Origin of the sequence: Pseudomonas sp. NPDC087598 (genome assembly GCF_044743525.1) — a bacterium.
GTDB lineage: Bacteria > Pseudomonadota > Gammaproteobacteria > Pseudomonadales > Pseudomonadaceae > Aquipseudomonas.
This window is the reverse complement of sequence record NZ_JBIUWQ010000004.1, coordinates 41,127-66,763: the sequence shown is the minus strand read 5'-3', so window position 1 is coordinate 66,763 and position 25,637 is coordinate 41,127. Positions and strand designations below refer to the sequence as shown.

Below are 25,637 nucleotides of genomic sequence, written 5' to 3'. Positions count from 1 at the left end.
TTGAGTAGTTGTTTTTTCAGGCCGACATTTCGCTGATGCCGATCTGTTGCAGAGCTGCCGCCAGGCTGTCCACCCGGTGTTGCTCGGTGTCTTTTATTTCTTGCAGTTGTTGCCCCAGTGTCGGCGCACCAAAGACGCCGCGCAGGCCCTGGGAAACATCGCCGGCCTTGAGCGACTGGCTGCCGAAGGCATTCAAGGAATCACGCTCGGCACCACTGTTCTGGTTGAACAGGCTCGACAGCGTGCTGCTGGCGAATACGCCACCATCACCACCGCCAAAGCCGAGGAAGCCGTGGCCGGAACCATCGCCGCCGCTGTCACTGCTGCCGAACACCTGCGCGATGAAGCTGCGGCTGAGGGCACCGTGATTGATGAAAATATCGCCAATCGGACGAATACCGTTGCCGATCACCCGTTGCTCGAACAACGGCGCGAAGGTCAGCGGTGAGCCGAGGTCGCCGGTTGGCGGAGTGAAGATGATCGGTTGCAACGGCACGTTCAGCGGCGGTGGCGGTACCACCGGGTCGCTGCTGCGAATCAGTGGATCCGGGATCACGACGCTGATCGGCGTGGTCGGCACGGTAGGCGGAATGACCACCGGCACGGTGTTGATTGCGTAGTTGTTGGAGCTGCTGACACCGCTGCCGCTGTTGCCGGACGCATCGCTGACCCCGGCACTGTTGACGCTGATCGCGTTGCTGGCGCTGTTGACGTTGGCGTTCGGCGTCAGGGTTGCGGTCCAGGTTTTGCCGCCGTCGCTGCTGCTCAGGTTGGACAAGGTGCCGTTGCCAACGTTGATGTCCGCCAGATCAAAACCGCTGACCGCCTCGTTGAAGGTAATGGTCACCTGCGAGGTCTGGCCGATGCCCATGTTCGGGTTGGCGATGACCACCGTGGCGCTCGGCCGTTCGCTGTCGAGCGAGTAGTTGTTCGACACCGCGACGGTACTACCGACGTTGCCGGCCAGATCGGTGACGTTGCTGGTGTCCAGCGCAATGAAGTTGCTCGGGTCGGTGACATCGGCCGTCGGCGTGAACGTCGCGGTCCAGGTCTTGCCACCGTCGCTGCTGCTCAGGTTGCTCAAATCGCCGTTGGTCACGCTCAGGTCGGACAGGTCGAAATTGCTCACCGCCTCGCTGAAGGTGAAGGTCACCGTGGTGGTCTGGCCGATACCCAGGTGCGGATTGGCGACGACAATGTCCACCGTCGGCCGGGTCGCGTCGAGCACGTAGTTGTTGGAAATCGCGATGCTGGCGCCAAGGTTGCCGGCCAGGTCCTGAACACCGGCGGTGTCGACAATGATCAGGTTGGTGGTGTCGTTGACGTTGGCGGTCGGCGTCAGGGTTGCGGTCCAGGTGATGCCGCCATCGCTGCTGGTCAGGTTCGACAAAGTTCCGTTGGCGACGCTGATGTCCGACAGGTCAAAACCGCTGACCGCTTCGCTGAAAGTGATGGTCACCGTGGTGGTTTCACCAATGCCCAGGCGATTGTCGGCGACCACGATGGTCGCGGTTGGCAATGCGGTGTCGATGGCAAAGTTATTCGAATCGGTGGTGCCGACACCGCTGTTGCCGGAAGCGTTGGTCACGCCGCTGTTGTCGAGGGTGATCAGGTTGCTGGTGTCGGTGATATTGCTGGTTGGCGTGAACGTCGCCGTCCAGGTAGTGCCGCCGTCACTGGAGGCCACGTTGCTCAACGTGCCGTTGGCGATGGTCAGGTCAGCGTTGGTGAAACCGCTGACGGCCTCGCTGAAGGTGATGGTTACCGTCGAAGTTTCCCCGGCCTTGAGCGCGGTGTCCGCAACAATGATCGTCGCCGTCGGCACTTCGGTCTGCACCGCGTAGTTGGCCGAACTGGTGGTGCCGGTGCCGCTATTGCCGGCCAGATCGCTGATACCAGTGTTGTTCAGGACGATCAGATTGGTGGCGTCGCTGACGCCAATGGTCGGGGTGAATGTCGCCGTCCAGGTGATGCCGCCGTCACTCGACGAGACATTGCTCAGGGTGCCGTTGGCGACACTCAGGTCGGAATTGTCGAAACCAGTGACCGCTTCGCTGAAGGTGATCGTGACGAGCGCGGTTTCGCCGGGACGCAGATCGCTATCACTCATGACAATCGTGGCGGTCGGACGCTGACTGTCGACCGCGTAGTTGTTGGAATCGGTGGTGCCGCTCCCGGCATTGCCCGCCAGATCAGCGATGCCGGTGTTGTCCAGGGTGATGACGTTGGTGGTGTCGGTGATACCCGGTGCCGGCGTGAAGGTGGCCGTCCAGGTGATACCGCCATCGCTGCTGCTCACCGCGCTCAGCGTACCGTTGGCGATGATCAGGTCGGCGTTGGTGAAACCGCTCACCGCCTCGCTGAAGGTAATGGTCACCAGCGACGTCTGGCCGACGCCGAGCGCTGTGTCAGCGACCAAGATGGTGGCGGTCGGGCGCACAGTGTCGATCGAATAATTGTTCGAGTCAGTGGTGCCGCTGCCGGCGTTACCGGACAGGTTTTGCACGCCGGAATTGTCCAGCGTAATCAGGTTGGTGGCATCGGTGATGTTGCTGGTTGGCGTGAAGGTAGCCGTCCAGGTGATGCCGCCGTCGCTGCTGCTGACAGCGCTCAAAGTACCGTTGGCAATCGTCAGATCGGCATTGGTGAAGCCGGTCACCGCCTCGCTGAAAGTGATGGTCACCAACGAGGTTTCGCCGATTTTCAGACCAGGGTCGGCCACGATGATGGTCGCGGTCGGCAGTATGGTGTCGATGGTGTAGTTGTTGGAGTTGGTCGTGCCGCTGCCAGCGTTGCCCGCCAGATCGGCGATACCGGCATTGGCCAGTGCGATCAAGTTAGTGGCATCGTTGACACCGACGTTCGGGGTGAACGTCGCCGTCCAGGTAATGCCGCCATCGCTGCTGCTCACCGCCGTCAGCGTACCGTTGGCAATCGTCAGGTCGGCATTGGTGAAACCGCTCACCACTTCCGAGAAGGTGATGGTCACCAACGACGTTTCACCGGCGCTCAGGCTGGAATCCGCGACCACAATGGTCGCGGTCGGGCGCTGAGTATCAATCGCGTAGTTACCAGAATCGACGGTGCCGCTGCCAGCGTTGCCGGCCAGATCGGCAATACCGGTCTGATCCAGGGTAATGACGTTGGTCGCATCGGTGATGTTGGCGCTCGGCGTGAACGTCGCGGTCCAGGTAATGCCGCCGTCGCTGCTGCTCACCGCCGTCAACGTGCCGTTGGCGATGGTCAGGTCGGCGTTGGTAAAGCCGCTCACCGCTTCGCTGAAGGTGATGGTCACCAGCGAGGTTTCGCCGATTCTCAAGCTGTTGTCGGTCAATACGATGGTGGCGGTCGGGCGTGCGGTATCGATGGCGTAGTTGTTGGAATCGGTGGTGCCGCTGCCGGCGTTACCGCTCAGATCGCTGATGCCGGTGTTGTTCAGGGTGATCAGGTTGGTCGCGTCGGTGATGCTGGCGGTCGGCGTGAACGTCGCCGTCCAGGTAACGCCGCCGTCGCTGCTGCTGACCGCCGTCAACGTGCCGTTGGCGATGGTCAGGTCGGCGTTGGTGAACCCGGTCACCGCTTCGCTGAAGGTGATGGTCACCAGCGAGGTTTCACCGATTTTCAGCGCGTTGTCAGCGACCACGATGGTCGCCGTCGGCCGTGCGGTGTCGATCGCGTAGTTGTTGGAGTTGGTGCTGCCAGTGCCGGCGTTGCCGGCCAGGTCAGTGACCCCGGTGTTGTCCAGAGTGATCAGATTGGTGGTGTCGGTGACGCTCGTGGTTGGCGTCAGCGTGGCGGTCCAGGTGATGCCGCCGTCGCTGCTGCTCAGTCCGCTCAGGGTGCCGTTGGCCACGGTCAGGTCGGCGGTGGTGAAGCCGCTCACCGCTTCGCTGAAGGTGATGGTCACCACTGAGGTTTCGCCTGCCGCCAGATTGGTGTCGGCAACGACAATGGTCGCGGTCGGCCGCACCGTGTCGATCGCGTAATTGGCCGAATCGGTGGTGCCGCTGCCGGCGTTGCCGGCCAGGTCGGCGATGCCGGTGTTGTCCAGGGTAATGAGGTTGGTGGTGTCGGTGATGCTCGCGGTCGGGGTGAAGGTCCCGGTCCAGGTGATGCCACCGTCGCTGCTGCTCACTGCCGTCAACGTGCCGTTGGCGATGGTCACGTCAGCGTTGGTGAAGCCGGTCACGGCTTCACTGAAGGTGAAGGTCACCAGCGAGGTATCACCGATTTTCAATGCCGTATCGGACATCACGATGGTCACGGTCGGCCGTGCGGTATCGATCGCGTAATTGACGGAACTGGTCGTACCGACGCCCGCCACGCCGTCGCTGATCGCATTCACCCCAGTGTTGTCGAGGGTGATCAGGTTGGTGCTGTCGGTAATGTTGTTGGTCGGCGTGAAAGTCGCGGTCCACGTCAGGCCGCCGTCGCTGCTGCTCACCGCCGTCAGCGTGCCGTTGGCAATCGTCAGGTCGGCGTTGGTGAAGCCGGTCACTGCGCGGCTGAAGGTGATGGTCACCAGCGAGGTTTCGCCGATTTTCAGCGCCGTGTCGGCCATCACGATGGTGGCGGTCGGCGGCTCTACATAGGCGGTGTTGAGCGTGCCGCCGTTGTTGTAGATCGCTGCGAAGGCCAACGGCACAGAACCCGACACGCCGCCACCGAGTTCCGTGCCACCGGCGCCGCTGCCGGCAGCGTTGCCGGCAGCGTTGCCGCTGATGGCGCTGAAGTTGGCAGCGGTGATCAATACCGTGCCGCCCTGGTTCCAGATCGCGCCGACACCGCGCCCGCCATCGCCGCCGTTGAGATTGTTGCTGCCCAGGCCGCTGCCACCGCCACCACCGCCGCCCGCACCGATGTTGTTGCTGATGACCGAGGTGCCGACGATTTTCAGGGTGCCGGTCGAGGCGTTGTAAATACCGCCGGCGGCATTGCCGCCGACGCCGCCGACCTTGTCCCAGCCGGAGCCGCCACCGCCGCCGCCAATGGAAATAGTGCCGTTGCTGGCCGTGCCGCCATTGCCACCGTTGCTGTAATCAGCCACGCCGACACCGCCAACACCACCGGTTGTGCTGCCACCGCGACCGCCCATGTGCGTCGCGTCGTAACCGCCACCGTAACCGCCGACGCCGCCGCTGCCGGCCTGGCCGCCCAGCGTACCGGTACCCGGCCCGGCAATGCCGCCATGGCCGCCGCCCTGACCGCCGAGGCCGCCACCACCGCCACCGCCACCGCCATAGTTGGCGCCCGTGACACCACCGCCACCGCCACCGCCCGCTGCTGCGTTGCCGGTTACCGAGACGTTGTTCAGCGTGAGAATACCGGCGTTGAAGATCCCGCCGCCCATGGCGCCGGTCGCCCCGTAGCCGCCATTGCCGCCGTTACCGGAAACAAGGCCGCGAGTGATCACCAAACCGTCCAGCGTCACCGTGCTGCCAGAGGTGATTTCCACGACCCGGGTTTTGTACTGACCATCCAGAGTGACGTCGGCGACACCATCATTGTTCAGGTCGCCATCGACGGTAATGTTCTTGTTGATCAGCAATTCAGACGTCAGTTGCACGGTCATGCCGCTACTGAACGTGACGATATCGCCGTTCTGCGCCGAGGCCAGGGCTGCGCGCAGCGAGCCAACCCCGGTGTTCGCATTGTTGGTGGCGGTCCACGTGGCCAGGCCCCACTGATATTCACTCATGGCCTTGGTCGACAGCACGTTGGCGCTTTCGATGGTGCCGGTGGCGATTTCCAGATCCCAGTCGCCACCCACCCCGGTACGGTTGTTCGAAGCCGCCACATCGCGACCGGTCAGTTGTGCGAGCGAGTCAACGAAGCTCAGACCGCGCTCGCCTTCGGCGGTGTAGCAGCCGTAGATCAGGATGTCGCCGCCGACATTCATGTCCTTGCCGATTTCGCCAAGGATCGCGCTGCGTTGCGCGACGTTGTCGGCAGACAGGTAGCTGTCGCCCAGCCACAAGTCACCGGCATTGCCGTGAGCAATGATCTGCACCGAACTGACGCCCTGATGCTGCCCCAGGTAGTCGGCGATCTGCTGCAAGCCGTCCTTGCTCGCATCGAGCTTGACCACTTGTGTGCCCGGCGCGACCCCTTTGAGCAGGCTGTCGGCATCCTTGACCCGCGAATCGACGAACACCACGCTCTGGCCCGGCACCGCAACCGGGCTGGCGGCAGGAGCGGCGTCGGCCTGCCCATGGGTGTCCTTGCTGACCGACGGGTGATCGGCGGTTGGCGTCTTGGCCGCGTCCGCCGTGGGGTGGCTATCGGCCTGGGCTGCGGTGTCGGCCACGGTGGCGGCGACAGCGCCGTCGAACAGCATGCGCGGTTCCAGCGGCATGATCATCGGCGCCGCCAGCGTGCGTTGGCCTGCGGTTCCCTGCGCTTGTTTCTTGCTCCACCACATGTCGCTCACCCGGACTCGAACACAGTTGTTGATACATCAATGAAAAACGCCGCGATCAACTGATCGCGGCGTCGGACTTCATACGAATGACATTGGCGGCGCTGGCTGAGCCATCGAGCCAAAAGGACAAATCAGCGTATTGCTTGAACAAATCCGGCGGCAGGATGGTGCGCCGCGACTGCAGGGCCACCTTCGGTTTGACCTTGTGCAGGCCGGCCACACCGAGGGCTTGATCGAATTCCGGGGCGTCATAGGCCAGATGGTCGAAATCGTGTTCGAACCACGGCTCGCCGATGAACTCGTAGACCAGTCGCAGTACCCGTTCCGGGGCCTGGGTCAGCAAGTCATAGTCGATGATCAGCAGCGAATCGGCATGTTCGCCGTAATAGGCTTCCTTGAGCGCCGCCCAGGCGAAACCGACCAGGCGATTGCGCTGGGCGAGGGTTTCACAGCGGCTATAGACCGTGTTGCGTTCGACGGCATCGCCGAACAGCTTGGTGTTTTCGTAGGGATTGGCCCGGTACAACCGCTCGAGGCTGTCCATCACCCAGGCGACGTTGCGCACACAGGCAATGACCTTGGCCTTGGGAAACAGGTCATTGATTGCCGGCAGGCGCGCGCTCCACTGGCGGTTGGTGTCGAACACCACCGGTTTGTCGGCCTTGTCGGCATAGAAGGAATCGAATAATCCACGCAACAGACGACGGCGCATCTGGTTGTCGATGACCGCGCCGAATTCGCTGCCGGCGCTGCATTGTTCGAGGACGCTGGAGAAGAGGGAGCCGACCGGGCTGGTCATACCGGCGTGAAAGCGCGGATTCTGCAAAAGGATCGCAGAAAGCAGGGTCGAGCCTGAGCGCGGCAAGCCGGAGATAAAGTGGAACTGCTGCAATCCCTTCACCGTAATCAGAAGTCCTTTTGTCCGACAAAGCGTAGTTCAACAGTAACCCTTCGACTAGTAGTGTTTTGATATCAATTCAGAGCAAAAAGGACTAAGCAGTTAATTTTTAATCGCGAATATAAAGGTGAAACGTTTTAGTCCATTCTAGGCTCATTCAGCCGTCGATTTCGGCACGAACAATCGCGCTTGAACCCCGCCCGCGTGCGCTTCGCCGCCGGCTTGCCAAGTCTTTGGCAACGACGGAAATTCTCCCGGATCACCGAAGGTCCCGACCAACCAGACCCGGTCCTTGCCGGGCAACTCGGCAAGGCTGTCGAGATAGACATCGTCGGTCACCAGCGTGCCAAAACCGTACTCATTCGGCCGCGTTGAATGGCCGTCGGCTGCGGGTGGCGTGTAGAGGCGCACTTGAACGCCGGTTCGATCGTAATAGACGTAACTCAGATACCAGAGCATGTCGCTGGTGACGATGCGGTCACCGGGCTGGAAATGCTGATTGACGTAATTCACCACATGGTCGAGTTGATCGTTGCTGTCGACCATCGCGTTGTTGCTCACGCCAATCAGTTCAACTCCGATCAACGACACCAACACCGCCAGCGCGAACGCCCGCGTGCGACTGTACAAACGGTCAATGGCCAGTGCCGCCAGCAGCGGCAAGCCCAGCGCATAAGCGGTCAGATACCGTTCGATGAACATCGGCGTGATAAACGACACCGCAAACACCAGCACCAGTGGCAGCCCGGTATAGAGCGCCAGCAGAACACTGCCACGGGACACACTGCGATCTCGCATCACCGCCACCGCCGCGAGTCCCAAAAGCGCCAATGGCAGCGCCAGGAAGACCGGGAGCGGCAGCTGTTCGCCGTCGTCCTGAATCAGCCATGACCAGACCATCGACGGTAGCGACGACAGCGTAACCGGGTCCTCCCAGCCGACATCGCCACCGACTTTCAGTTGCTCCATGTGCTGCATCAGATCGAGCAGATTGGGCAGCCACGGCAGGTACAGCACAACGATGGCCAGATTCGCCAGCCACCAACTGGCACGCTGGATATGCCGGAACCGGTAACCGCGCTGCACGCGGATCACCCCCAGATAAATCCAGTGACACAGCGCCGCCAGCACGGCGAAGTAGTGGGTGTACAACGCGGCGGTCATCAACAGCGCATAAAACACCAGATAGCGATGGCGCTGCGGACGACGGATCCAGTAGACCAGCGCCAGCGTGGCCGCAATCAGCAGCAACCCGAGCAGCGAATACATGCGCACTTCCTGGCTGTAGCGCACTGCCGTCGGCAGCAACGCCAGCAACACGCCGGCGATGAGTGCGGCGCGGCGCGTGGCCAGTCGATCCACCAGCCACACGCCGAGGCCGACTGCGGCAATGCCGGCCAACGCGCTGAGACAGCGCAGGGCAAAAATGCCGTCGCCGAACAGCTCGATCCAGCCATGCAGCAACATGAAGTACAGCGGCGGATGCACATCGAACGCCGCGTGGTGCCAGATCCCGCCCAGCGAATAACGAGCCAGCAGCAGGCTGGATCCCTCGTCACCCCAGATCGCCGCCGCCGTCAGGTCATAAAAACGCACCGCTGCCGCCAACAGCATGATTGGCAGCAGCCAGTATTCCCTGGCCCAGCGGATTAAATGCAAGTTGCCAAACCCTGACCCCGGCGTCGCGTGCGGGTCCTGCGTATCGCCCATCGGAATAACTCTGTTTACCGCCATTGCTGCCTCTTTTTGCCGCGCCCCAATACCACGCATTCATGAGTCGAAACTCAACAGTCACTGTAGGTCAGTCACCGGATACCCGTCGATGCCAGGTAGCGCTTTCACGACATCCGGCAACCTTGCCAATCCGCGTCTACGCTCTGGCGTGGCGAGACTTGGCCATGGCAGGCGAAGGCATCGGAACTGCCGGAGTCCACGATTGGCCCGCCGACCACCAATCAGAAGGATGAGGACTTTATGGACGTTTACATGGGCACTGTTCTGACGTTTGCCTTCAACTATGCGCCCAGCGGCTGGGCCTTGTGCAATGGTCAGATCATCGGAATCAACCAGAACCAGGCGCTGTTTGCATTGCTGGGCACCACCTACGGCGGCAACGGCACCGTCAACTTCGGTCTGCCCAACCTGCAGAGCCGCATGCCGATCTGCCAAGGCAATGGCGGGGGCCTGACGCCGAGAGTCATGGGAGAAATATCCGGCGCCGAACAAGTCACCGCCACCCTCAACAACCTGCCGAACCACACCCACACCCTCGCCGGCCTCACCGCCACCACCACCGTGCAACTGGCCAACCCGGCAAGCAACCCGGTAGGCATCCCCACCGCCACCAATTCCTACATGGGTGCTTCGGGCACCGGGCCGGGGCTGGCGAATATCTTCTCCGACGCGCAAGGCGCCTCGGCCATCCCGCTCAAGGGTGCATCGACCACCATCAGCGGCACCATCAGCCCCACAGGCAACGGCCTGCCGATGGCAATCATGAACCCGTATCTGGTGCTCAACTTCAGCATCGCGCTGAGCGGCATTTTCCCTTCGCGTAACTGATCGACCACCGGGGGATCACCTTCCCCCGGTTCCCCACTTTGCCGGAGCGAAACCATGCTGCAATCGGTTAAAAGCCAACACTTTCAGGCACTTCTCGGGCGGATCGGCACCCTGTACCTGCCCGATGGCGGCACGCTGCAAATCCATATCGGGGAACTCGAAGAAAAACCGCTGGCGAAAATGCGCTACAGCGAACGCATGCCGTTCTGCGTCGAATTGAACACTCTGGCACCGACTGAATTTGTCGACGGCTTGTGTGCCCTGGAGTTACCGGAACTGGGACGGGTCGAGGGTATCTTCGTCTCACGGGTGCCACCGATGGGCCGGGACCCGGCGATGGCTTACTTCCACGTCACCTTCAACTGACTCGTTTCTTGTGAGCTGCCGAAGTCTGCGATCTTTTGATCTTGCCTTTAAGATCAAGGTCAACAGATCGCAGCCTGCGGCAGCTCCTACACGGGGTTATTGCGGGTACCAGACGAGGCGTTCGGCGGCTGGATTGCTTTCTTCTACCGCGAACCCCAACGCCAGATAATGTCGGCGCGCGTGGGGATTATTGGTCCAGACCACCGTCGCCACCGGGCAGCGAATCTGTTGCGCGGCTTTCTGCACCCCTTGCAGCACGGCGCGCCCAAATCCCTGGCCACGCGCCTGCGGGATAAAGGCCAGATACAGCACACGAATCTCGTTGGCACCGAAATCAGTGCTCAGTGCACCGATGGCCGTGCCGAGTTTTTCCACCACGTAGTGCATGGCGTTGGGGTAGCTGTCGCCCATGCCCTGCTCCTGCACCTGAAACTGCTGGGCGACCACCTGCTGAACCAGCTCCTGCTCGCCGTCGATCCATTGCAGATCCGGCCGCGCCGTCTGATACAGACTGTGCAGAAATGGCCCGTCCGTTGCCCGCGAAGGCCGCACCACCAATCCCTCAACCGCCACTGTTGCGTTATCCGACATCGCCGCTCTCCGTTAGAAACCGCTTTCCCTGACTCCCAGCGCCGCCATCCGCCGCCACGCGACACCGAGCAACGACTCACCGCTGCCCTGCAACACCACCACGCCGCGTAACGGTTGCAGCGGTGTCGGCGCCGTATCCAGCGCACTTAACCTTGCGCCGTATTGCGCCTGCACCGGTTCCGCCCGTTGCTGTTGATCACGGCGTACGGCAATCGGCCCGTGGTGATCGGACGTCAGCGCTTCCTGATCAACATAAGCCACGCCGTTGGTGTCGATTTCATTCAGTTGCACGGCGAGCGCCGGGTGCATCGGATCATCAGCGATAAACCGCCCGCTGGCACCGGGCTTGACCCTCCACAACTCGGCTTCGGCGAGATACCCGCGCAGGCGTGCGCCACCCTCGACGACCCGCGCCAGCGCATCCTTGGTCGACAGCCAGCGGCCGACCGTGAGGTTCGGCAGCAGATCCCGCACATTGCCGGCATGCGGTGCGCGCAGCAGCAAACGCTCGCGCTGGGCGCTGAGGCCGCGGTATTCAGCGACGGCTTCGGCCAGCCGTTGCTCGACGATACCGGCGTCGGCGGCGGTTTCGCTGCGACCGGCCTGGCGGCGCATCAGTAACTGCTGGATCTGGATTTCCCGACGGACAATCGCCAGTCGCGACTCAAGATCCGGCGATTCAAGTTCGATCAGTACATCGCCCTGCGCGACTTTTTCACCGTCCTGCACCTTCACCGCTTTGACCCGCGCCGCCGTCGGCGCATGCAAAGCACTGGCGCGCCCGGCTTCGAGCATCGTCGGCAATTCCACGGAACTGCGCCACGGGACGATCAGCACCAACAACAGCGCAAGCACCGCCAGACTGCTGAGCAACACCCGCGGACCATGCGCCTGCTCGCGGCGCGTCCACCACTGGCGCCACTCACGCATGATCGGCAGAAAGATGAACCACACCAGTTCCACCAGCATCAGGAAGATCCCCAACACCTTGAAGAACAGGTGATAGACCGCCAGCGCGATCCCGAAAAACAACGCCGCACGCCACAACCACGAGCCATACCCCCAGATCAGCAAACGCCGTTGCATCTTCGGCGACCAAGGCTCCGGCGCGGGTGCGCCATAGCCGAACAAAAACTCGCGCAAGCGCCAGCGACACAAGGCAAACGCCCGGCCCTGAAGGTTGTCGACTTCCCAGAAATCACTGATCAGAAAATAACCGTCAAAGCGCATGAACGGATTGAGATTGACCACCAGCGTGGTGATCCACGTCGCGCTGGCGAGCATGAACGCTGCCGTGCGGCTGGGGCCATCGGGCAACAGCGACCACACCAGCAGCGCGATGCAGGCCAGAAGCAATTCGGCCAGCACGCCGCCCGCGCCAATCAGCAACCGTGCGCGACGATCATTGACCCGCCAGGCATCGCTGACATCGGTGTAGAACATCGGCAACAGCACCATGAACGCCACGCCCATGCTTTGCACTCGACAGCCGGCACGCTTGGCCATGAACGCATGACCGAACTCGTGGCACAGCTTGGCGAAAAACAACGCCACGCCGAACGCCAGGGCGCCGCCGAGGCTGAACAGATGCGGGAACGTACCGACAAACCGTTGCCAGTCCCGCGAGACCAGAAACACGCCCAACGCCAAAGTTGCCGGCAAACCGTAGCGCAACAGGCGCGGACCAAAGCGCTCCAGCCATGGCCAGGCGCGATTGAGAAACGCGTCCGGGCGCCACAGGGGAATACGGAAAAACAAATATTGATGCAGCAGGATTTGCCACAGACTCTGCTTCTGCGCCAAGGCCTTGAGCCGATAACTGGCGCGCTGCTGATCGTCCATGGCGCTGATCAAATCGTGACCGCGCAGAAACTCCAGCAACTGCTCAAGCTCGCTGCCGTCCAGCGGCAGGCCCGGTTCGCGATTGGCGGCGCGCAAGACTTGTTCGGCATCGCCCAGCGACCAGTGACGCAGCAGACGCATCGCCGCCGTTCCAAGTTTGAAATAGCGACCACGCACCGGATCGGCCAACGTCCAGCGCGGCGAGCCGTCCAATGCCGGCGCCGCGGGCGACAATTGCAGGTCGGCACGCAGGCTCGGCAGATGCATTTACAGGCCCACGCTCTGACGCAGGCCGGCCAGTGGCCGACGCAGCAGGTACAGCGCCAGCGGTGCGCGATCGCCGAATATTTTCGCCGTGCCGCGCAGGCCGATGCGCGGTGGGGCATCGGCGAAATTGGCGTCCAGCCGGTAAGTAAGCTGCCCGCCGGCGGTCGGTTGCGCCTCGTAGGCCGAGCGCTCCAGCGTGGCGAGGTGGCGTTTCAGCGGATCGCTGTCGAGAAACAGCGAGATTTCCGCACCCGGTTCCAGCGAGATCGCGTCGCCCACCGCCAGTTCGATGCGCAATTCGGCCTGGTTCGGATCGGCGATTTCCATCAACCGTTCGCCGGTCTGCACCGGTTTGCCGGTCAAGCGTTCGGCATCGGCAAACACTGCGATGCCGTCGCGTTCGGCACGCACTTCACTGCGATTGAGCAACTCGCGGGCGTAGTCGCGTTCGGCGCGTTTCTGCTCGGCGCGGGCGGCGAGCAAATCGACGCGTGAGCTGGATTCGGCATCGGCAAACGAGCGCTGGGAATTGGATTTCAGTTCCGCCTCGGCCACGCCCAATGCGCGTTCAGCGACATCGGCCTGGGCCTTGAGCGTGGTGCTTTCGAACCGCACCAAGACGTCGCCGGTTTTCACCGTCTGATTGGGTTTGACCAGAAATTCGGCGATCACTCCGTCCAGCGGCGCTGCCACCACGCGACCGCCCAGCGGCACCACTTCGGCCGGCGCCAGCACCGATTGGCGCACCGGGATCAGCAGCCCGAGCAATACCACGGCGACCAGCGCCACCTGACGTTTGCGCGTCCAGCGCAGTCGCCACGGTTTGCGTGGTTGCAGCGCCAGCCAGGCATGGCTGTAGGTGTCGCCGAGTTGCGATAACAGCACTTGTTCGGAGGGATTCCACGGCACATCGCGGGCCAGCCACAAACCGCCGAAGACCTGAGCGTCGCGATCAATCAACGGTAGCCAGAACACCTGCGCGGCAGACAAACTGCGCCAATCGGCGTGGATCGAGTCGCTGACCAGCTCTGGCGTAATCACCCGCGCCTGTTTCAACACATCCTGCTTGAACAGGTGTGCCACGGCTTGCTCGACGAACGCGACGAACGGCGCGTTCGGCTCTACCGCACTGACGCCCGTCACCGCCTGCACCTTGCCGGCGATCAACAGCGCCGCATGGCGAAAGCCGAACAGCGACTGGCCGTCATTGACCAGGCTGTAGGCCAGTTGCGAGGCGTCACGGGCGGCGCGGGTCTGACGTTCAAGGTCAAGGAACCGCGCGAACACCTGCTCGGCGGCGCCGCTCACCGGGGCGTTCACTTAAGCTCCGGGAAACGCGCCGTACCGCTCATGCCGGCCAGCAATCCTTTGGCTTCAGGGAGAGTCGCGACCAGCAACAGGGTCTGGCTGCCTTCGTCGATTCGCGCACCTAGACGTTTTACGGTGGCGTCGATGGGTTGGCCGGTTTCATCAGGGACAAAGCTAAAGGACTGGCCGGGCTTGAGCCGGGCCATCCAGCGTGACGGCACCAGCAAATGAATTTCCAGGGTGCGGTTGTCGACCACATCGAGCAGCGGCGCGCCAGCCGGCACGCTTTCATAGCGCTGAACCTTGCGTTCCACCACTTGCCCATCGAACGGCGCGATCACGCTGCAACGTTTGACCTGCACCTGATAAACCTGAGATTGCGCCTGGGTCTCGCTGACCTTGGCCTCGGCCCGCGCCACTTCGAAACGGCCAACAGAGTTGAGCGCGGCCAGCTGTTTGTTGTGCGCCAACTCTTCACCGGCGCCACGATTGGCGGCCTGCGCGGCATTGAGCTGGGCCTGATAGGCCGAACAATCGAATCGCGCCAGGGTATCGCCCTTCTTGAAGGACTCACCCTCGCTGAACGGCAACTCGACAATCCGCCCCGACAACTCGCTGGCCAGCGTCGCCTGATCCCGCGCGCGCAACACACCCCGCGCTTCACTGCTCGCGACAGCCGTGCCGGACGCCGGGTTATCCAGCAGCGGATCGTCTGGCCCGGGCGTTTGCGCCTGAACTGCACACGTTATTAAGGTCAATCCAAAAACCCAACCACGAAAACGCTGCATAACCGCTACTCCCTGACGGATGTGCGGAGTCTACGACAGCGGAGGTTAGCGTCAAGCGAAAGGCCATCACTCCATGGAAATGTAATGTTTCAAAAGAGAGGGCTGCTCCATGGTTGTTTAAGAAAGGTAGGCAAACCCCGACTTCCTACACGAATTGAGGACGCTACCAATTGCTCATTACGAAAATGGTGATAGACAAACTACCAACGAGAAGAAACGCAGACCAGATGTACCTTTCTCTGCAACAACCTCTAATACAGAAGCCCTTAAATGGCTTGACCCCGGTTGGTATTAGCAACCAAAACTGGCGAGCCGGTGCTGAAGATAAATCAGCGGAGTGAGCCTGCAATTATTTGGTGGTTGACCTGCATGACGCCCTCAATCTAGGATTGCCTTACTCAACCCCGTACGTAGCGATTCAGTTCGCTGGCAGTTGGGGATGAAAAAACCGGCTTAGGCCGGTTTTTTCGTTTCTGAGGATTTTTTGTGCGTACCGCATTTTTCGTTGATGGATACAACCTGTTTTACGGCTTGCTCGCTGGTACACCCTATAAATGGCTGAACCTGCACAGCCTGCTGACGCACATAGCCTTCATCGAAAACCCTCAAAGCTCAGTCGTATCGATTGACTATTTCACTTCTCCGATCAAACCCCAGTTGGCAACCCGTGGCCGCGTTTCCAAAGAGGCTCAGGATGCATACGTGAGGGCCCTTCGTGCCAGCAAGGTCGCCGTGCATTTCGGCAGACATCAATTAGAGCCAGCCAAAGCGCCAAGGTTTGTAGATAAAAACACCCATGCGTCACGTCAGGACAAAGTCGATATCTGGAAGCTGGAAGAAAAGAAACCGATGTTCATATAGCAATCAGCATGTATCGCACTGCGAGCCGACAAACAATGCTCGAGGGTGCTGAGAGTATTGATCAAATCATTCTGGTTTCCAGTGATACCGATATGACCCCTGCACTGAAGGCCCTTCGAACAGATTTTCCCGACCTGGTCATTGGAGTGATCCTTCCTTATCGGACTGGTTCTATTCGCCCTCCTCCAGGTTCTTTGAAAGATAACTCGCACTGGTTGAGACGCGTTATTTCCAATGAAGAACTGCAACTTCATCAGTTTCCAAACCGAGTGCCCACGCACAAGAAACCGGCGATCAAACCGGATTACTGGTAGCAGGTTTCGCTATCGGATACACCGACTCCCAGCCCCCGCCCAACGCCCGGTACAAACCCACCATCGCCAGTGAAACCCCGGTCGAGCTTTCCACCCACTGTTCCTGCGTGGCCAGCAACGCGCCTTGCACGGTGAGGACGTTGACGAAGTCGACTACGCCTTCGACGTATTGCTGTTGTGCGGTGCGCAGGGCGATCTGGTTCTGGCGTACGGCTTCAGCGAGGCTGTCGCGGCGGCGTTGACTGGCGTTGTACGCGGTCAGTTGATCGTCGATTTCGTGCCAGGCGCGCAGCACGGTTTGCTGGTAGCCAATGGCGGCGTCCTGTTGCTGGGCTTCGCGCAGTTGCAGCATGCCGCGCAGGCGTCCGCCGTCGAACAGCGGCAAGCTGAATTGCGGACCGATGCCGAAGGCACGCGAGCCCCACGAACCGAAATCGCTGAGCTGCATGGCTTGCGAACTGAGGTTTCCGGACAAGGTAATGCGCGGATAGAAATCACCCTTGGCCACGCCGATGTTGGCGGTGGCGGCGTGCAGGCGCGCTTCGGCCTGCCGAATGTCCGGACGCCGCTCGGCCAGTTGCGACGGCAAGCCGATAGCAACTTGCAACGGCGACTGCGGCACCGCTGCATCGGTGGATAACTGTTGGGCCAAAGCTTGTGGCGGCTCGCCCATCAACAGGCTGATGGCGTTGATCAGTTGCGATTGGCGTTGTTCCAGCGCAGGTAATCGCGACTCGATGGCTGCGACTTGCGCGGCGGCTTCGGCGACGTCGAGATCGGTCGCCACACCGTCGTTCAGACGCAATTGCGAGAGTTTCAGGCTGTGCCGCGCCACGTCGAGGTTCTGCTCGGTGACGGCGCGGGTGTTCTGCACACCGCGCAGTTGAATGTAGTTCTGCGCGGTGTCGGCGAGCACGGCCAGCAACACGCCGCGACGGTCGTTTTCGGCGACTTCGAGGTTGGCGTCGGCGGCTTCGGTTTCCCGGCGCACACGGCCCCAGAAATCCAGTTCCCAGGAGGCAGAGAAACCGCCGTCCCACAGGTTGAACGCGGAATCGCCATTGTGCCCGGAGGGGTCGCTCAGGCCTTTGCCGCTGTTGCGTTCGCGTGCGTAGCTGCCGGTGGCGGCGGTGCTCGGATAGCGGTCGGCGCTGATGACCTGGCGCGCGGCACGACTTTGTTGCAAACGGCTGCTGGCCAGTTGCAGGTCGAGGTTGCTGCGTACGGCGCGCTGGGTCAGGGCCGAGAGTTGCGGGTCGTTGAAGACTTCCCACCAACGTTCGTTCAGGGGTTCGCTGACAGCTTGGCTGGGGGCTGACTTGGCGGGTTTGGCCCAGTCGGCGATTTGGGTGGCTTCGGGTTTCTGAAAGTCAGGGCCTACTGAGCAAGCGGTGAGGCTTGCCATGAGCAAGGCACCCAAGGTGATTGGCTGCAAATGGCCTAATCGCTGGCAAGCCAGCTCCCACAGGGATTGCGCAGGTTGCCCGAATTGTTTGGTCCCGCCGAGGAACCCTGTGGGAGCTGGCTTGCCAGCGATGGCGCCAGCCGATTCAACACCTTTCATCGCTGAGTCACCTCACGCACCGACGTCGCCGAGCTGCGGGTATCGATACTCGCCTCCACCGACATCCCCACCCGTAGCCGCTCGGCCATTGGCTGACCTGGCGCCAGCACAATCTTCACCGGAATCCGCTGCACCACCTTGGTGAAGTTGCCGGTGGCGTTATCCGGCTTCACCGCCGCGAAAGTCACGCCGGTGGCCGGGGCAATACTCTCGACTCGACCGCTCAGGGCCTCGCCGCCGAGGCTGTCGACACGCACTTGCACCTGCTGCCCTGGCTGCACATCCGTCAGTTGGGTTTCCTGAAAATTGGCGACCACATAGGCCTCCTTCAACGGCACCACCGCCAGCAGCTTGCTGCCCGGTGTCACGTAGGCGCCGACCCGCACCGCACGCTCGCCGACCATGCCGTCCTGTGGCGCGGTGATGCGTGTGTAGGAGAGCTCGAAACTGGCGATTTCCAGCGCTGCTTGCGCGTGTTTCAAAGTGCCTTCGGCGGCATCACGTTGCGCGGCAAGAATGTCGACCTGCTTGCGCTCGGCCGCCAGTTTCGCCGTGGCCGTGTCGAGACGCGCCGTGGCCTGATCGATGCGAGTACGAGCCTGTTGCGCGTTCTGTACGGTGCCGGCACCGACGCCGGCGAGGTGGTTGTAGCGGTTCAGCTCCTGCTGGGCGAAGGCCATTTCGGCTTTGGCCGACACCACCGAAGCCTGCGCTTGCGCGATCACCGAGGTCTGGCGCTCCAGCGTCGCCTTGGCATTTTGCAACTGCGCACGGGCGACCAGCGTTTGCGCATCCGCCGCTTCAGCGGCAGCCCGCAAATCACGGTCATCGATCAGCGCCAACAACTGCCCGGCCTTCACTTGCTGGTTATCTTCCACCAGCACTTCCTTGATGAACCCGGCCACACGCGGCACGACCAAGGTGAAGTCAGCGGAGACGAAAGCATCGTTGGTGTTTTGCTGCGTACGTTTGCCGAACAGACCCGGCACTGCCAGATACAGCAGCACGCCGACAGCCAGTGCAGCCGCCACGGCGACCGCGATTTTTTGCTTTGCTTGAGTTGTCATAAAAACCTTCTGTTTCATTACAGCCATCAGGTCGGCGCGCGCGGCGGAAAGATCCGCGTCGGCAGCCAGAAAATCAGCAGGACCAGCGCCACCGCGACGCCGGCCATGCACAGATAAAGATCGGAAGAAGTCAGCACCACGGCCTGTTCGTGCAAGCGATGGGCAAGGCCCGGATCACTGCGATCGGCCAGTGGCGAGTTGCCGAGGCTGTCGACCAACATGGTCGAGTGGAAATGCAGCCGGGCCGTGGTCAGCGCCTCGATTACCCCGGTGGCCACCACCGCCGCCAGGCCTTTCACGGTGTTGAACCATGCCGAGGCAAACGGTCCATCCATTGGCTGGATGCTGCCGGTCGAGAGCATCAACAGCGGCAACACTGACATCGGCTGGCCGAAGATCTGCAGCCATTGCAGGACGTAGAAATTGTCGCGAATCCACTCCGAGGTCAGCAGCGAGCCACCGAGGCAGGACAGCATCAACATGCTCAAACCTGCCCCCAGCACCCAGCGGCAATCGACCCAACGCAGGTTGCACAACGCTGCCACCAGCGGTAACGCAATCAATTGCGGTAGCGCAGCAATCAACATGATCGGCGCGGTCTGTACCGGGCGATAACCCTGTACTTGTGCCAGATAACTCGACGGAATCAACACCACCGCCTGCAGCACCACCAACACCCCGGCCAGGGTCATGAGGGCAAATGACAGGTTGCGGATACCGAGCATCTGCAACTTGAAAAACGGAATCGGCTGCGACCACTCGTTGATCAGAAACGCCACCAGCAACAGCGATCCCGAGCCGAGCAGCGCGCAGATCAGTTTCGACTCGAACCAGTCCAGCCGATTGCCTTGCAACAGGCCGATCACCAACATGCAGATCGCCGGGAAGCCCAGCAGCAGGCCTTTCCAGTTGAACGCTTTGAGGCGTTCCAGCCGCAGCGGATCCTGGGGTATGCCGTAAGCGACCATGACCATGGCGATCAGGCACGGCACGATGATTTGCCAGAACGTCCATTGCCAACCGACGTATTCGGTCCACAAGCCGGCCAGCGGCGTGCCGAGCCCCGGACCAAAGGTTGCGGTGAGCGCGTAACCGGCCAGGCCATAGAGTTTGAAATTGGCCGGCAGAAAGCGCAGGGCAACGGTCATCAGCATCGGCGGCAACGCCCCGCCGGCCAGGCCTTGCAGGGTGCGCATCAACAGCAGGCTTTCGTAGTTCGGGGCGAACGGACAGAGCACGCCGAGCAGCGTAAAAAGGCTGATTGCACAAAGGGTGAACCGGCGCAGCGAAAAGGTCACCGAACACCACGGCGCAAACGCCATGGCCGCCACCGAGGTGGCGGTGTAACTGGCGACCAGCCAGGTGCCTTCGTCGTAGCCGATGTTCAGCGCGCCGCGAATATCGGCCAGGGCGACCTTGGTCACCATCTCGTTGAGGCCCGACACCAGCACCGCCAGCAGTACGCCAACCAGGCCGATGATAATCCGCGCCCCGAATGACGGTGGCGTCGCCACCGTCGCCGGGCTGGCCGCAGCGATGGACGCCGTGACCGTCAGGGATGTCATGAAATAGCTACTCCGGGAGGAAAATACCGGAGCATCTTAGTCGGGCTTTGTGCTGACGAAAATTGACTTATTGGCAGTTTATAAGTGCGTCTGGCGCAACTATTCCCTGTAGGAGTGAGCCTGCTCGCGATGGCGCCATTTCAGTCGAGATTGTCGGCGACTGATACACCGCTATCGCGAGCAGGCTCACTCCTACAGGGGGGGGTTGTGAGGTTTTCGAATCAGGGTTGGGCGGCCAACCAGGTTTCGTCGCAGCAAGTCTTCAGGGTCTCGCGCAGCCAGCGGTGCGCCGGGTCCTTGTCGAAGCGCGGGTGCCAGGCCTGGGTCAGCATCATGGTCGGCAACGGGATCGGCAGGTTGAACGAGCGCAGCTTCAATCCCAACCTTCGCACGCTGAGCAGCGCTTCTTTGGGTACCGGCAAAATCAGGTCGGAATCGGGCAAGGCAAACATCGCTGCGTGGAAACTCGGCGCAATCACCGCCACCCGCCGCTCCAGCCCCAACGCATTCAGCGCGGTATCGATCGGGCCGCGGGCAATACCCCGGCGCGACATGCTGATATGGGAAAACCCGGCATAGCGTTCCGCAGTGATTTCATCGTCGAGTAGTGGGTGATCCTCGCGCACCAGGCCAACGAAATGCGTGGAGAAGAGGTTCTGCACTTTGACTTCCGGACTGACCGGGCGATTGTTGCTGACACTCAGATCAATCCGCCCTTCGCGCAGCGCTTCGTCGTCGCCATCACCCTCCGGAACGAAGCGCAGCTCGCAATGCGGGGCCTTTTGATCAAGGGTGTCGAACAGCTTGCCACCGTACACGCCGATAAAAAAATCGTTGGCGCGAATACTGAAGCGGCGACGCAAGGTGCTCAGATCGACGTCGTCAGCCGAGCGGAACAGCAGCGCGGCCCGCTCGACCACATCGCGCACTTGTTCGCGCAACTCCAGGGCCTTGGGCGTTGGCACCAGGCCCCGACCTGCGCGCACCAGAATCGGATCGCCGATGGCTTCGCGGATGCGCGTCAGCGTGCGACTCATAGCCGCCGGACTGAGGTTCATCCGTCTGGCGGCGCCAACCACGCTGCCCTCATCGAGCAGGGCGTCGAGGGCAACCAGAAGGTTCATGTCCGGGAGTTGCATGCTAAGCACTCGTGGCAGATCTGGATTGATCTACGCGCAATGCTAGCAAACATTCAGCTAATGAGGCGGTGGCCGGTTGGACGCTTTCGCGAGCAGGCTCGCTCCCACATGGGAATGCATTTCAAATGTGGGAGCGAGCCTGCTCGCGAATGGGCGGGTCTGGGCGCGACAAATCAGCGCTGCATGCCCCAACGCTTCACCGTCACCCGTTCCAAGGTGTCGAACACCAGATTCTCCACCAGCAAACCAATAAGGATCACCACGGCGAGCCCGGCAAACACCTTGTCGGTGTACAGCTCATTGCGATTCTGGAAGATGTACCAGCCCAATCCACCCTTACCGCTGGTCGCCCCGAACACCAGCTCAGCCGCGATCAACGTACGCCAGGCAAACGCCCAGCCGATTTTCAGTCCGGCGAGAATCGACGGCAGCGCCGCCGGAATCAGGATGAACAAGACAAAGCGCATGCCCTTCAGCCCGTAGTTGCGCCCGGCCATGCGCAGGGTTTCCGACACACCGAGAAACCCCGCGTAGGTGTTGAGAGCCAGCGCCCACAACACCGAATGCACCAGCACAAAAATCAGGCTGTTTTGCCCCAGTCCAAACCACAGCAGGGCCAGCGGCAGCAAGGCAATTGCCGGCAGAGGATTGAACATCGAGGTCAGCGTGCTTAGCAGGTCCCGCCCAAACTGAGTCGACACCGCCAGCGTGGTCAGGGCAAACGCCAGGACGATGCCGATCAGGTAACCCTTGAGCAGCACCACCAGTGATATCCACACCTTGCCCAGCAATTCACCGCTGAGCAGACCGTCGTACAGCGCATGACTGGTCTGTACGAAGCTCGGCAGCAGCAAATCGTTGTTCTGTACCCGGGCGACGATTTCCCAAATGATCGCGAGCAAAATCAGGATCAGGCTTTTACGCAACCAACCCTGTTGCCACAGCCGTTGGCCCAGCGGTAATTCGCGCTCGACCGGCACGCTGGTCAGCGGCTCGAGAACCGTTTCGAACTCTTGTCGTGCAGACGATGAATGGCTCATCGGGCAATCCTCCTGGCCGCTCAATAAGCGATGCGAATGTCGTTGAAGTCATGATCCAGTTCGGTTTCCGGCGACTGGCCTTCGTCGAACAGCAGCCGATGGATGCGCCGCGCCGATTCCTGAAACGCCACACCGCCGAGGCTCTGCAGATCGTATTGATGGCTGTGCACTTCGGCGCGCACCCGCCCCGGATGCGGCGACAGCAACAGGATGCGATTGCCGACCACCAGTGCCTCTTCGATCGAGTGCGTGACGAACAACAGCGTGAAGCGCACTTCCTCCCAGAGCAGCAACAACTCTTCCTGCATCTTGCGTCGGGTCAGCGCGTCCAGCGCGGCGAACGGCTCGTCCATCAGGAGGATTTTCGGCTGCATTGCCAGCGCTCGGGCAATCGCTACCCGTGCTTTCATGCCGCCGGACAAGGTATGCGGATAAGCATCGGCAAACGCCGCCAGACCAACCTTTTCCAGATAGTGCAGCGCGCGCTCTTCGGCTTGTTTTTTCTTCAGGGTGCGCGAGGCCAGCAGCGGGAACATCACGTTCTGCTTCACCGTTTTCCACGGTGGCAGTTGATCGAACTCCTGAAACACCACGATGCGGTCCGGCCCCGGCGCATCGACGCGCTGACCTTGCAGACGAATCTCGCCTTCACATGGCGCAATGAACCCGGCAACGGCTTTGAGCAAGGTCGATTTGCCGCAGCCGGACGGGCCGAGCAGCACGAAACGATCCTGCTGATCGACCTCGAAACTGACCTGATGAGTCGCCCGCACGACACGTTGCGGCGTGCGGTATTCGAGACTGACTTGATCGACCGCCAGCAGCGCTTGCGTGCTGGCGAGCAGGTTGCTGGCCGCGTGGCCTGGCAAAGGGGCGTTCATTTCAGTCAGCTCCCTTGCAGCGGTTTGGCGTCCTGGAAGAAGTAGTCCTTCCACGATTCAGGTTTGTTCTTGATCGCGCCAACGCGGTAGAGGAATTCGGCCAGTGGATAAGTGTTTTTCGGCGTGACGCTGAATTCGAATTGCGGGTTGTCGATGATTTTCAGCAATTCGGCGCGGTCGATCTTGGCCTTGGTCACGCGGATGTAAGTGTCCGCTGCCGCGCCTTTATCGTTCTGCGCAAATTGCGCGGCTTCGGTCAGGGCCTCGACGAAGGCCTTGTAGGTCTTCGGGTTGTCGTTGCGGAACTTCTCGGTGGCGAACAGCACGGTTGGCGAATTCGGGCCGAGCACGTCGTAGGAGTTGAGCACCACGTGCACATTCGGGTTCTGCAGCGCCTGATCCTGGAACGGCGGATTGGAGAAATGCCCGGTCAGTTCGGTGCCGCCGGCGATCAACGCAGCGGTCGCGTCCGGGTGCGGAACGGCGATGGTGTACTTGTCGAGGCGGTTGAACTCCTTGTCACCCCACTGCTTGGCCGCCGCGTATTGCAGGAAACGCGACTGCACCGAAACCCCGACTGCCGGCACCGCAATGCGATCCTTCTCGGTGAAATCGGCGATGGTTTTGATCTTGGGATTGTTGCTCACCAGGTAGTAAGGGAAGTTGCCCAGCGAGGCCACGGCTTTGACGTTCTGCTTGCCATGGGTGCGATCCCAGATAGTCAGCAACGGCCCGACACCGGCGCCGGCAATGTCGATGGAGCCGGACAACAGCGCGTCGTTGACCGCCGCGCCGCCGGAGAGCTGCGTCCAGTCGACCTTGATGTCGAGGCCTTCCTGCTTGCCGTACTTCTCGATCAATCCCTGATCACGCACCACGTTGAGCAATAAATAGACAATGCCGAACTGTTCGGCGATACGGATTTCACCTTCAGCGTGGGCCACGGTCGGCGCCAGCAGGCTGCCGGCGATCAGACTGAAACCGAGGCCAATGGCGGCGGCCAGCGGTGCGAATGGAAGACGTTTGGACATGATCGAATCTCCGGCAAATCAGAAAGGCGCGTCGCCCTGGATGGTCGTGCGAAACAGTTTGCGGCGCAGGTGCGCAGGGCAGCCGGCGGCGAGATGGATCAGCGAACGGTTGTCCCAGAACACCATGTCGTGGGGCTGCCACTGATGGCGGTAGATGTTTTGTGGCAGCACGCTGTGGGCGTAGAGCTCGGCGAGCAGTTGTTGGCTCTCGTCTGCCGGCAGGCCGACGATGCGCGTGGTGAAGCCTTCGCTGACGAACAACGCCTTGCGGCCGTTTTCCGGATGAGTACGGACGATCGGGTGCACCACTTCGGCGACCTGCGCCAGCTGCTCCGGGGTCAGGGTCGGGCGCCAGTTACCCTCGAATTTGGTTTCGCTGTAGCGCGCGGTGTAGGAATGCGCGGCAGAACGCCCTTCGACCGCTTTGCGCAGCGCTTCGGGCAGGTTGTCCCAGGCTTTGTGCATGTCGGCAAATAGCGTGTCGCCGCCCTCTGACGGCAGCTCCTGCGCATGGAGCATCGAGCCGAGGCTTGGCAGCTCTTTATAAGAGAGATCGGAGTGCCAGAATTTGCCGGCATCGCCGAGGCCGATGTTCTGGCCGTTCTCGACGATGTTGGAAACGATGAGGATTTCCGGATGATTGGCCAGCAGGAACTGCTTGAGCACGTGGATCTGCAACACGCCGAAGCGGCGGCTGAAATCGATCTGCTGTTGCGGGGAGATGCGTTGGTCACGGAACACCACGACGTGATGATCCAGATGCGCACGGTGAATGCGGGCGAAGTCCTCATCGTTGACCGGACGGGTCAGGTCGAGGCCGATGATTTCGGCGCCAACGGCACCACTGAACGGGCGAATTTCGAAGGTTTGCGGCGCGGCGGTCGCGGCGCTAGGGGTGGCAGTAGCTGCGGACATCTTTCAATCTCCCACGCACGGCGCGCTCACAGGCGCGCTCGTCGATCAGAAACTCACGCTGGATTGCGTGTTGGTTCGGGTCGTGCGGCGCGCCGATTGGTCGGCAGGTACGCAGGGGAGTGACTTTATAGCTATAAGAATTGGAAATTAAATACCGTTAGCGAATAACGATATGGCGAATGGTGAGGAATGGACTGGGTGGTGAGTGACGGTTTTT

At 61.4% G+C, this 25,637-nt stretch carries 17 protein-coding genes and 1 pseudogene; 3 read left to right on the top strand and 15 right to left on the bottom strand.

Annotation, left to right across the window (positions count from 1 at the left end; genetic code table 11):
* Positions 1–16 precede the first annotated feature (16 nt).
* From ACIOWE_RS03765 to ACIOWE_RS03755, 3 genes are all read right to left on the bottom strand, one after another.
* Positions 17–6,421 carry an Ig-like domain-containing protein gene (locus tag ACIOWE_RS03765; protein WP_401387771.1) on the bottom strand — a complete coding sequence of 2,135 codons (6,405 nt, stop codon included), beginning with the start codon at positions 6,419–6,421 and terminating at the stop codon, positions 17–19.
* A 55-nt stretch (positions 6,422–6,476) separates the two neighbouring features.
* Positions 6,477–7,322: a sulfotransferase family protein gene (locus tag ACIOWE_RS03760; RefSeq protein ID WP_401387534.1), complete on the bottom strand. Its 846-nt coding sequence runs from the start codon at positions 7,320–7,322 to the stop codon at positions 6,477–6,479.
* 150 nt (positions 7,323–7,472) lie between these two features.
* The gene (locus tag ACIOWE_RS03755) at positions 7,473–9,053 is read right to left on the bottom strand and encodes a glycosyltransferase family 39 protein (protein ID WP_401387531.1); all 1,581 of its coding nucleotides are present in this window, start codon (positions 9,051–9,053) and stop codon (positions 7,473–7,475) included.
* Positions 9,054–9,293: 240 nt separating this feature from the next.
* Between ACIOWE_RS03755 and ACIOWE_RS03750 the strand changes: the two genes are divergently transcribed.
* Entirely contained in the window at positions 9,294–9,881 is a 588-nt protein-coding gene (locus ACIOWE_RS03750; protein WP_401387528.1) for a phage tail protein, read from the top strand.
* 54 nt (positions 9,882–9,935) lie between these two features.
* Entirely contained in the window at positions 9,936–10,247 is a 312-nt protein-coding gene (locus tag ACIOWE_RS03745; protein WP_401387525.1) for a DUF6916 family protein, read from the top strand.
* Between the two features lie 96 nt (positions 10,248–10,343).
* Here the strand turns inward: ACIOWE_RS03745 and ACIOWE_RS03740 are convergent, their stop codons facing one another.
* From ACIOWE_RS03740 to ACIOWE_RS03725, 4 genes are read right to left on the bottom strand one after another with little or no spacing between them, the layout of a single operon-like run.
* Positions 10,344–10,838 (bottom strand): GNAT family N-acetyltransferase, encoded by a 495-nt coding sequence (locus ACIOWE_RS03740; protein ID WP_401387522.1) that lies wholly within the window; start codon positions 10,836–10,838, stop codon positions 10,344–10,346.
* Positions 10,839–10,850: 12 nt separating this feature from the next.
* On the bottom strand, positions 10,851–12,947 hold the full coding sequence (locus ACIOWE_RS03735; protein WP_401387519.1) for a biotin/lipoyl-binding protein: 2,097 nt from the start codon (positions 12,945–12,947) through the stop codon (positions 10,851–10,853).
* Positions 12,948–14,267: an efflux RND transporter periplasmic adaptor subunit gene (locus ACIOWE_RS03730; RefSeq protein ID WP_401387516.1), complete on the bottom strand. Its 1,320-nt coding sequence runs from the start codon at positions 14,265–14,267 to the stop codon at positions 12,948–12,950. It lies immediately after the preceding gene.
* Positions 14,264–15,043: an efflux RND transporter periplasmic adaptor subunit gene (locus ACIOWE_RS03725; protein WP_401387513.1), complete on the bottom strand. Its 780-nt coding sequence runs from the start codon at positions 15,041–15,043 to the stop codon at positions 14,264–14,266. The genes ACIOWE_RS03730 and ACIOWE_RS03725 overlap by 4 nt, the downstream gene beginning before the upstream one ends.
* Before the next feature lie 486 nt (positions 15,044–15,529).
* On the opposite strand from ACIOWE_RS03725, the pseudogene ACIOWE_RS03720 reads away from it, so the two are divergent.
* Positions 15,530–16,218 (top strand): annotated as a pseudogene (locus ACIOWE_RS03720) (NYN domain-containing protein).
* Here ACIOWE_RS03720 and ACIOWE_RS03715 read toward each other — a convergent pair.
* The 8 genes from ACIOWE_RS03715 to ACIOWE_RS03680 form a co-directional block, all read right to left on the bottom strand.
* Entirely contained in the window at positions 16,199–17,782 is a 1,584-nt protein-coding gene (locus ACIOWE_RS03715) for an efflux transporter outer membrane subunit (protein ID WP_401387510.1), read from the bottom strand. The pseudogene ACIOWE_RS03720 and the gene ACIOWE_RS03715 sit on opposite strands and share 20 nt — an antisense overlap.
* Entirely contained in the window at positions 17,779–18,849 is a 1,071-nt protein-coding gene (locus tag ACIOWE_RS03710; protein WP_401387507.1) for an HlyD family secretion protein, read from the bottom strand. The genes ACIOWE_RS03715 and ACIOWE_RS03710 overlap by 4 nt, the downstream gene beginning before the upstream one ends.
* Positions 18,850–18,875: 26 nt before the next feature.
* Complete coding sequence (locus tag ACIOWE_RS03705; protein ID WP_401387504.1) at positions 18,876–20,414, bottom strand: MFS transporter; 1,539 nt, start codon at positions 20,412–20,414, stop codon at positions 18,876–18,878.
* A 221-nt stretch (positions 20,415–20,635) separates the two neighbouring features.
* The gene (locus ACIOWE_RS03700; RefSeq protein ID WP_401387501.1) at positions 20,636–21,553 is read right to left on the bottom strand and encodes a LysR family transcriptional regulator; all 918 of its coding nucleotides are present in this window, start codon (positions 21,551–21,553) and stop codon (positions 20,636–20,638) included.
* A gap of 173 nt (positions 21,554–21,726) precedes the next feature.
* Positions 21,727–22,593, bottom strand: coding sequence for an ABC transporter permease (locus ACIOWE_RS03695; protein ID WP_401387498.1), 867 nt, complete (start codon positions 22,591–22,593; stop codon positions 21,727–21,729).
* A gap of 20 nt (positions 22,594–22,613) precedes the next feature.
* The gene (locus ACIOWE_RS03690) at positions 22,614–23,474 is read right to left on the bottom strand and encodes an ABC transporter ATP-binding protein (RefSeq protein ID WP_401387495.1); all 861 of its coding nucleotides are present in this window, start codon (positions 23,472–23,474) and stop codon (positions 22,614–22,616) included.
* A gap of 5 nt (positions 23,475–23,479) precedes the next feature.
* The gene (locus ACIOWE_RS03685; protein ID WP_401387492.1) at positions 23,480–24,505 is read right to left on the bottom strand and encodes an ABC transporter substrate-binding protein; all 1,026 of its coding nucleotides are present in this window, start codon (positions 24,503–24,505) and stop codon (positions 23,480–23,482) included.
* An 18-nt stretch (positions 24,506–24,523) separates the two neighbouring features.
* Positions 24,524–25,420 carry a TauD/TfdA dioxygenase family protein gene (locus tag ACIOWE_RS03680; protein WP_401387489.1) on the bottom strand — a complete coding sequence of 299 codons (897 nt, stop codon included), beginning with the start codon at positions 25,418–25,420 and terminating at the stop codon, positions 24,524–24,526.
* Positions 25,421–25,637 lie beyond the last annotated feature (217 nt).

Excerpts from the sequence above, each read along its gene's own strand:
- ACIOWE_RS03765 (WP_401387771.1), bottom strand. The coding sequence starts at position 6,421 with ATGTGGTGGAGCAAGAAACAAGCGCAGGGAACCGCAGGCCAACGCACG.
- ACIOWE_RS03755 (WP_401387531.1), bottom strand. The coding sequence starts at position 9,053 with ATGGCGGTAAACAGAGTTATTCCGATGGGCGATACGCAGGACCCGCAC.
- ACIOWE_RS03750 (WP_401387528.1), top strand. The coding sequence starts at position 9,294 with ATGGACGTTTACATGGGCACTGTTCTGACGTTTGCCTTCAACTATGCG.
- ACIOWE_RS03745 (WP_401387525.1), top strand. The coding sequence starts at position 9,936 with ATGCTGCAATCGGTTAAAAGCCAACACTTTCAGGCACTTCTCGGGCGG.
- ACIOWE_RS03740 (WP_401387522.1), bottom strand. The coding sequence starts at position 10,838 with ATGTCGGATAACGCAACAGTGGCGGTTGAGGGATTGGTGGTGCGGCCT.
- ACIOWE_RS03735 (WP_401387519.1), bottom strand. The coding sequence starts at position 12,947 with ATGCATCTGCCGAGCCTGCGTGCCGACCTGCAATTGTCGCCCGCGGCG.
- ACIOWE_RS03725 (WP_401387513.1), bottom strand. The coding sequence starts at position 15,043 with ATGCAGCGTTTTCGTGGTTGGGTTTTTGGATTGACCTTAATAACGTGT.
- ACIOWE_RS03715 (WP_401387510.1), bottom strand. The coding sequence starts at position 17,782 with ATGAAAGGTGTTGAATCGGCTGGCGCCATCGCTGGCAAGCCAGCTCCC.
- ACIOWE_RS03710 (WP_401387507.1), bottom strand. The coding sequence starts at position 18,849 with ATGACAACTCAAGCAAAGCAAAAAATCGCGGTCGCCGTGGCGGCTGCA.
- ACIOWE_RS03705 (WP_401387504.1), bottom strand. The coding sequence starts at position 20,414 with ATGACATCCCTGACGGTCACGGCGTCCATCGCTGCGGCCAGCCCGGCG.
- ACIOWE_RS03700 (WP_401387501.1), bottom strand. The coding sequence starts at position 21,553 with ATGCAACTCCCGGACATGAACCTTCTGGTTGCCCTCGACGCCCTGCTC.
- ACIOWE_RS03695 (WP_401387498.1), bottom strand. The coding sequence starts at position 22,593 with ATGAGCCATTCATCGTCTGCACGACAAGAGTTCGAAACGGTTCTCGAG.
- ACIOWE_RS03690 (WP_401387495.1), bottom strand. The coding sequence starts at position 23,474 with ATGAACGCCCCTTTGCCAGGCCACGCGGCCAGCAACCTGCTCGCCAGC.
- ACIOWE_RS03685 (WP_401387492.1), bottom strand. The coding sequence starts at position 24,505 with ATGTCCAAACGTCTTCCATTCGCACCGCTGGCCGCCGCCATTGGCCTC.
- ACIOWE_RS03680 (WP_401387489.1), bottom strand. The coding sequence starts at position 25,420 with ATGTCCGCAGCTACTGCCACCCCTAGCGCCGCGACCGCCGCGCCGCAA.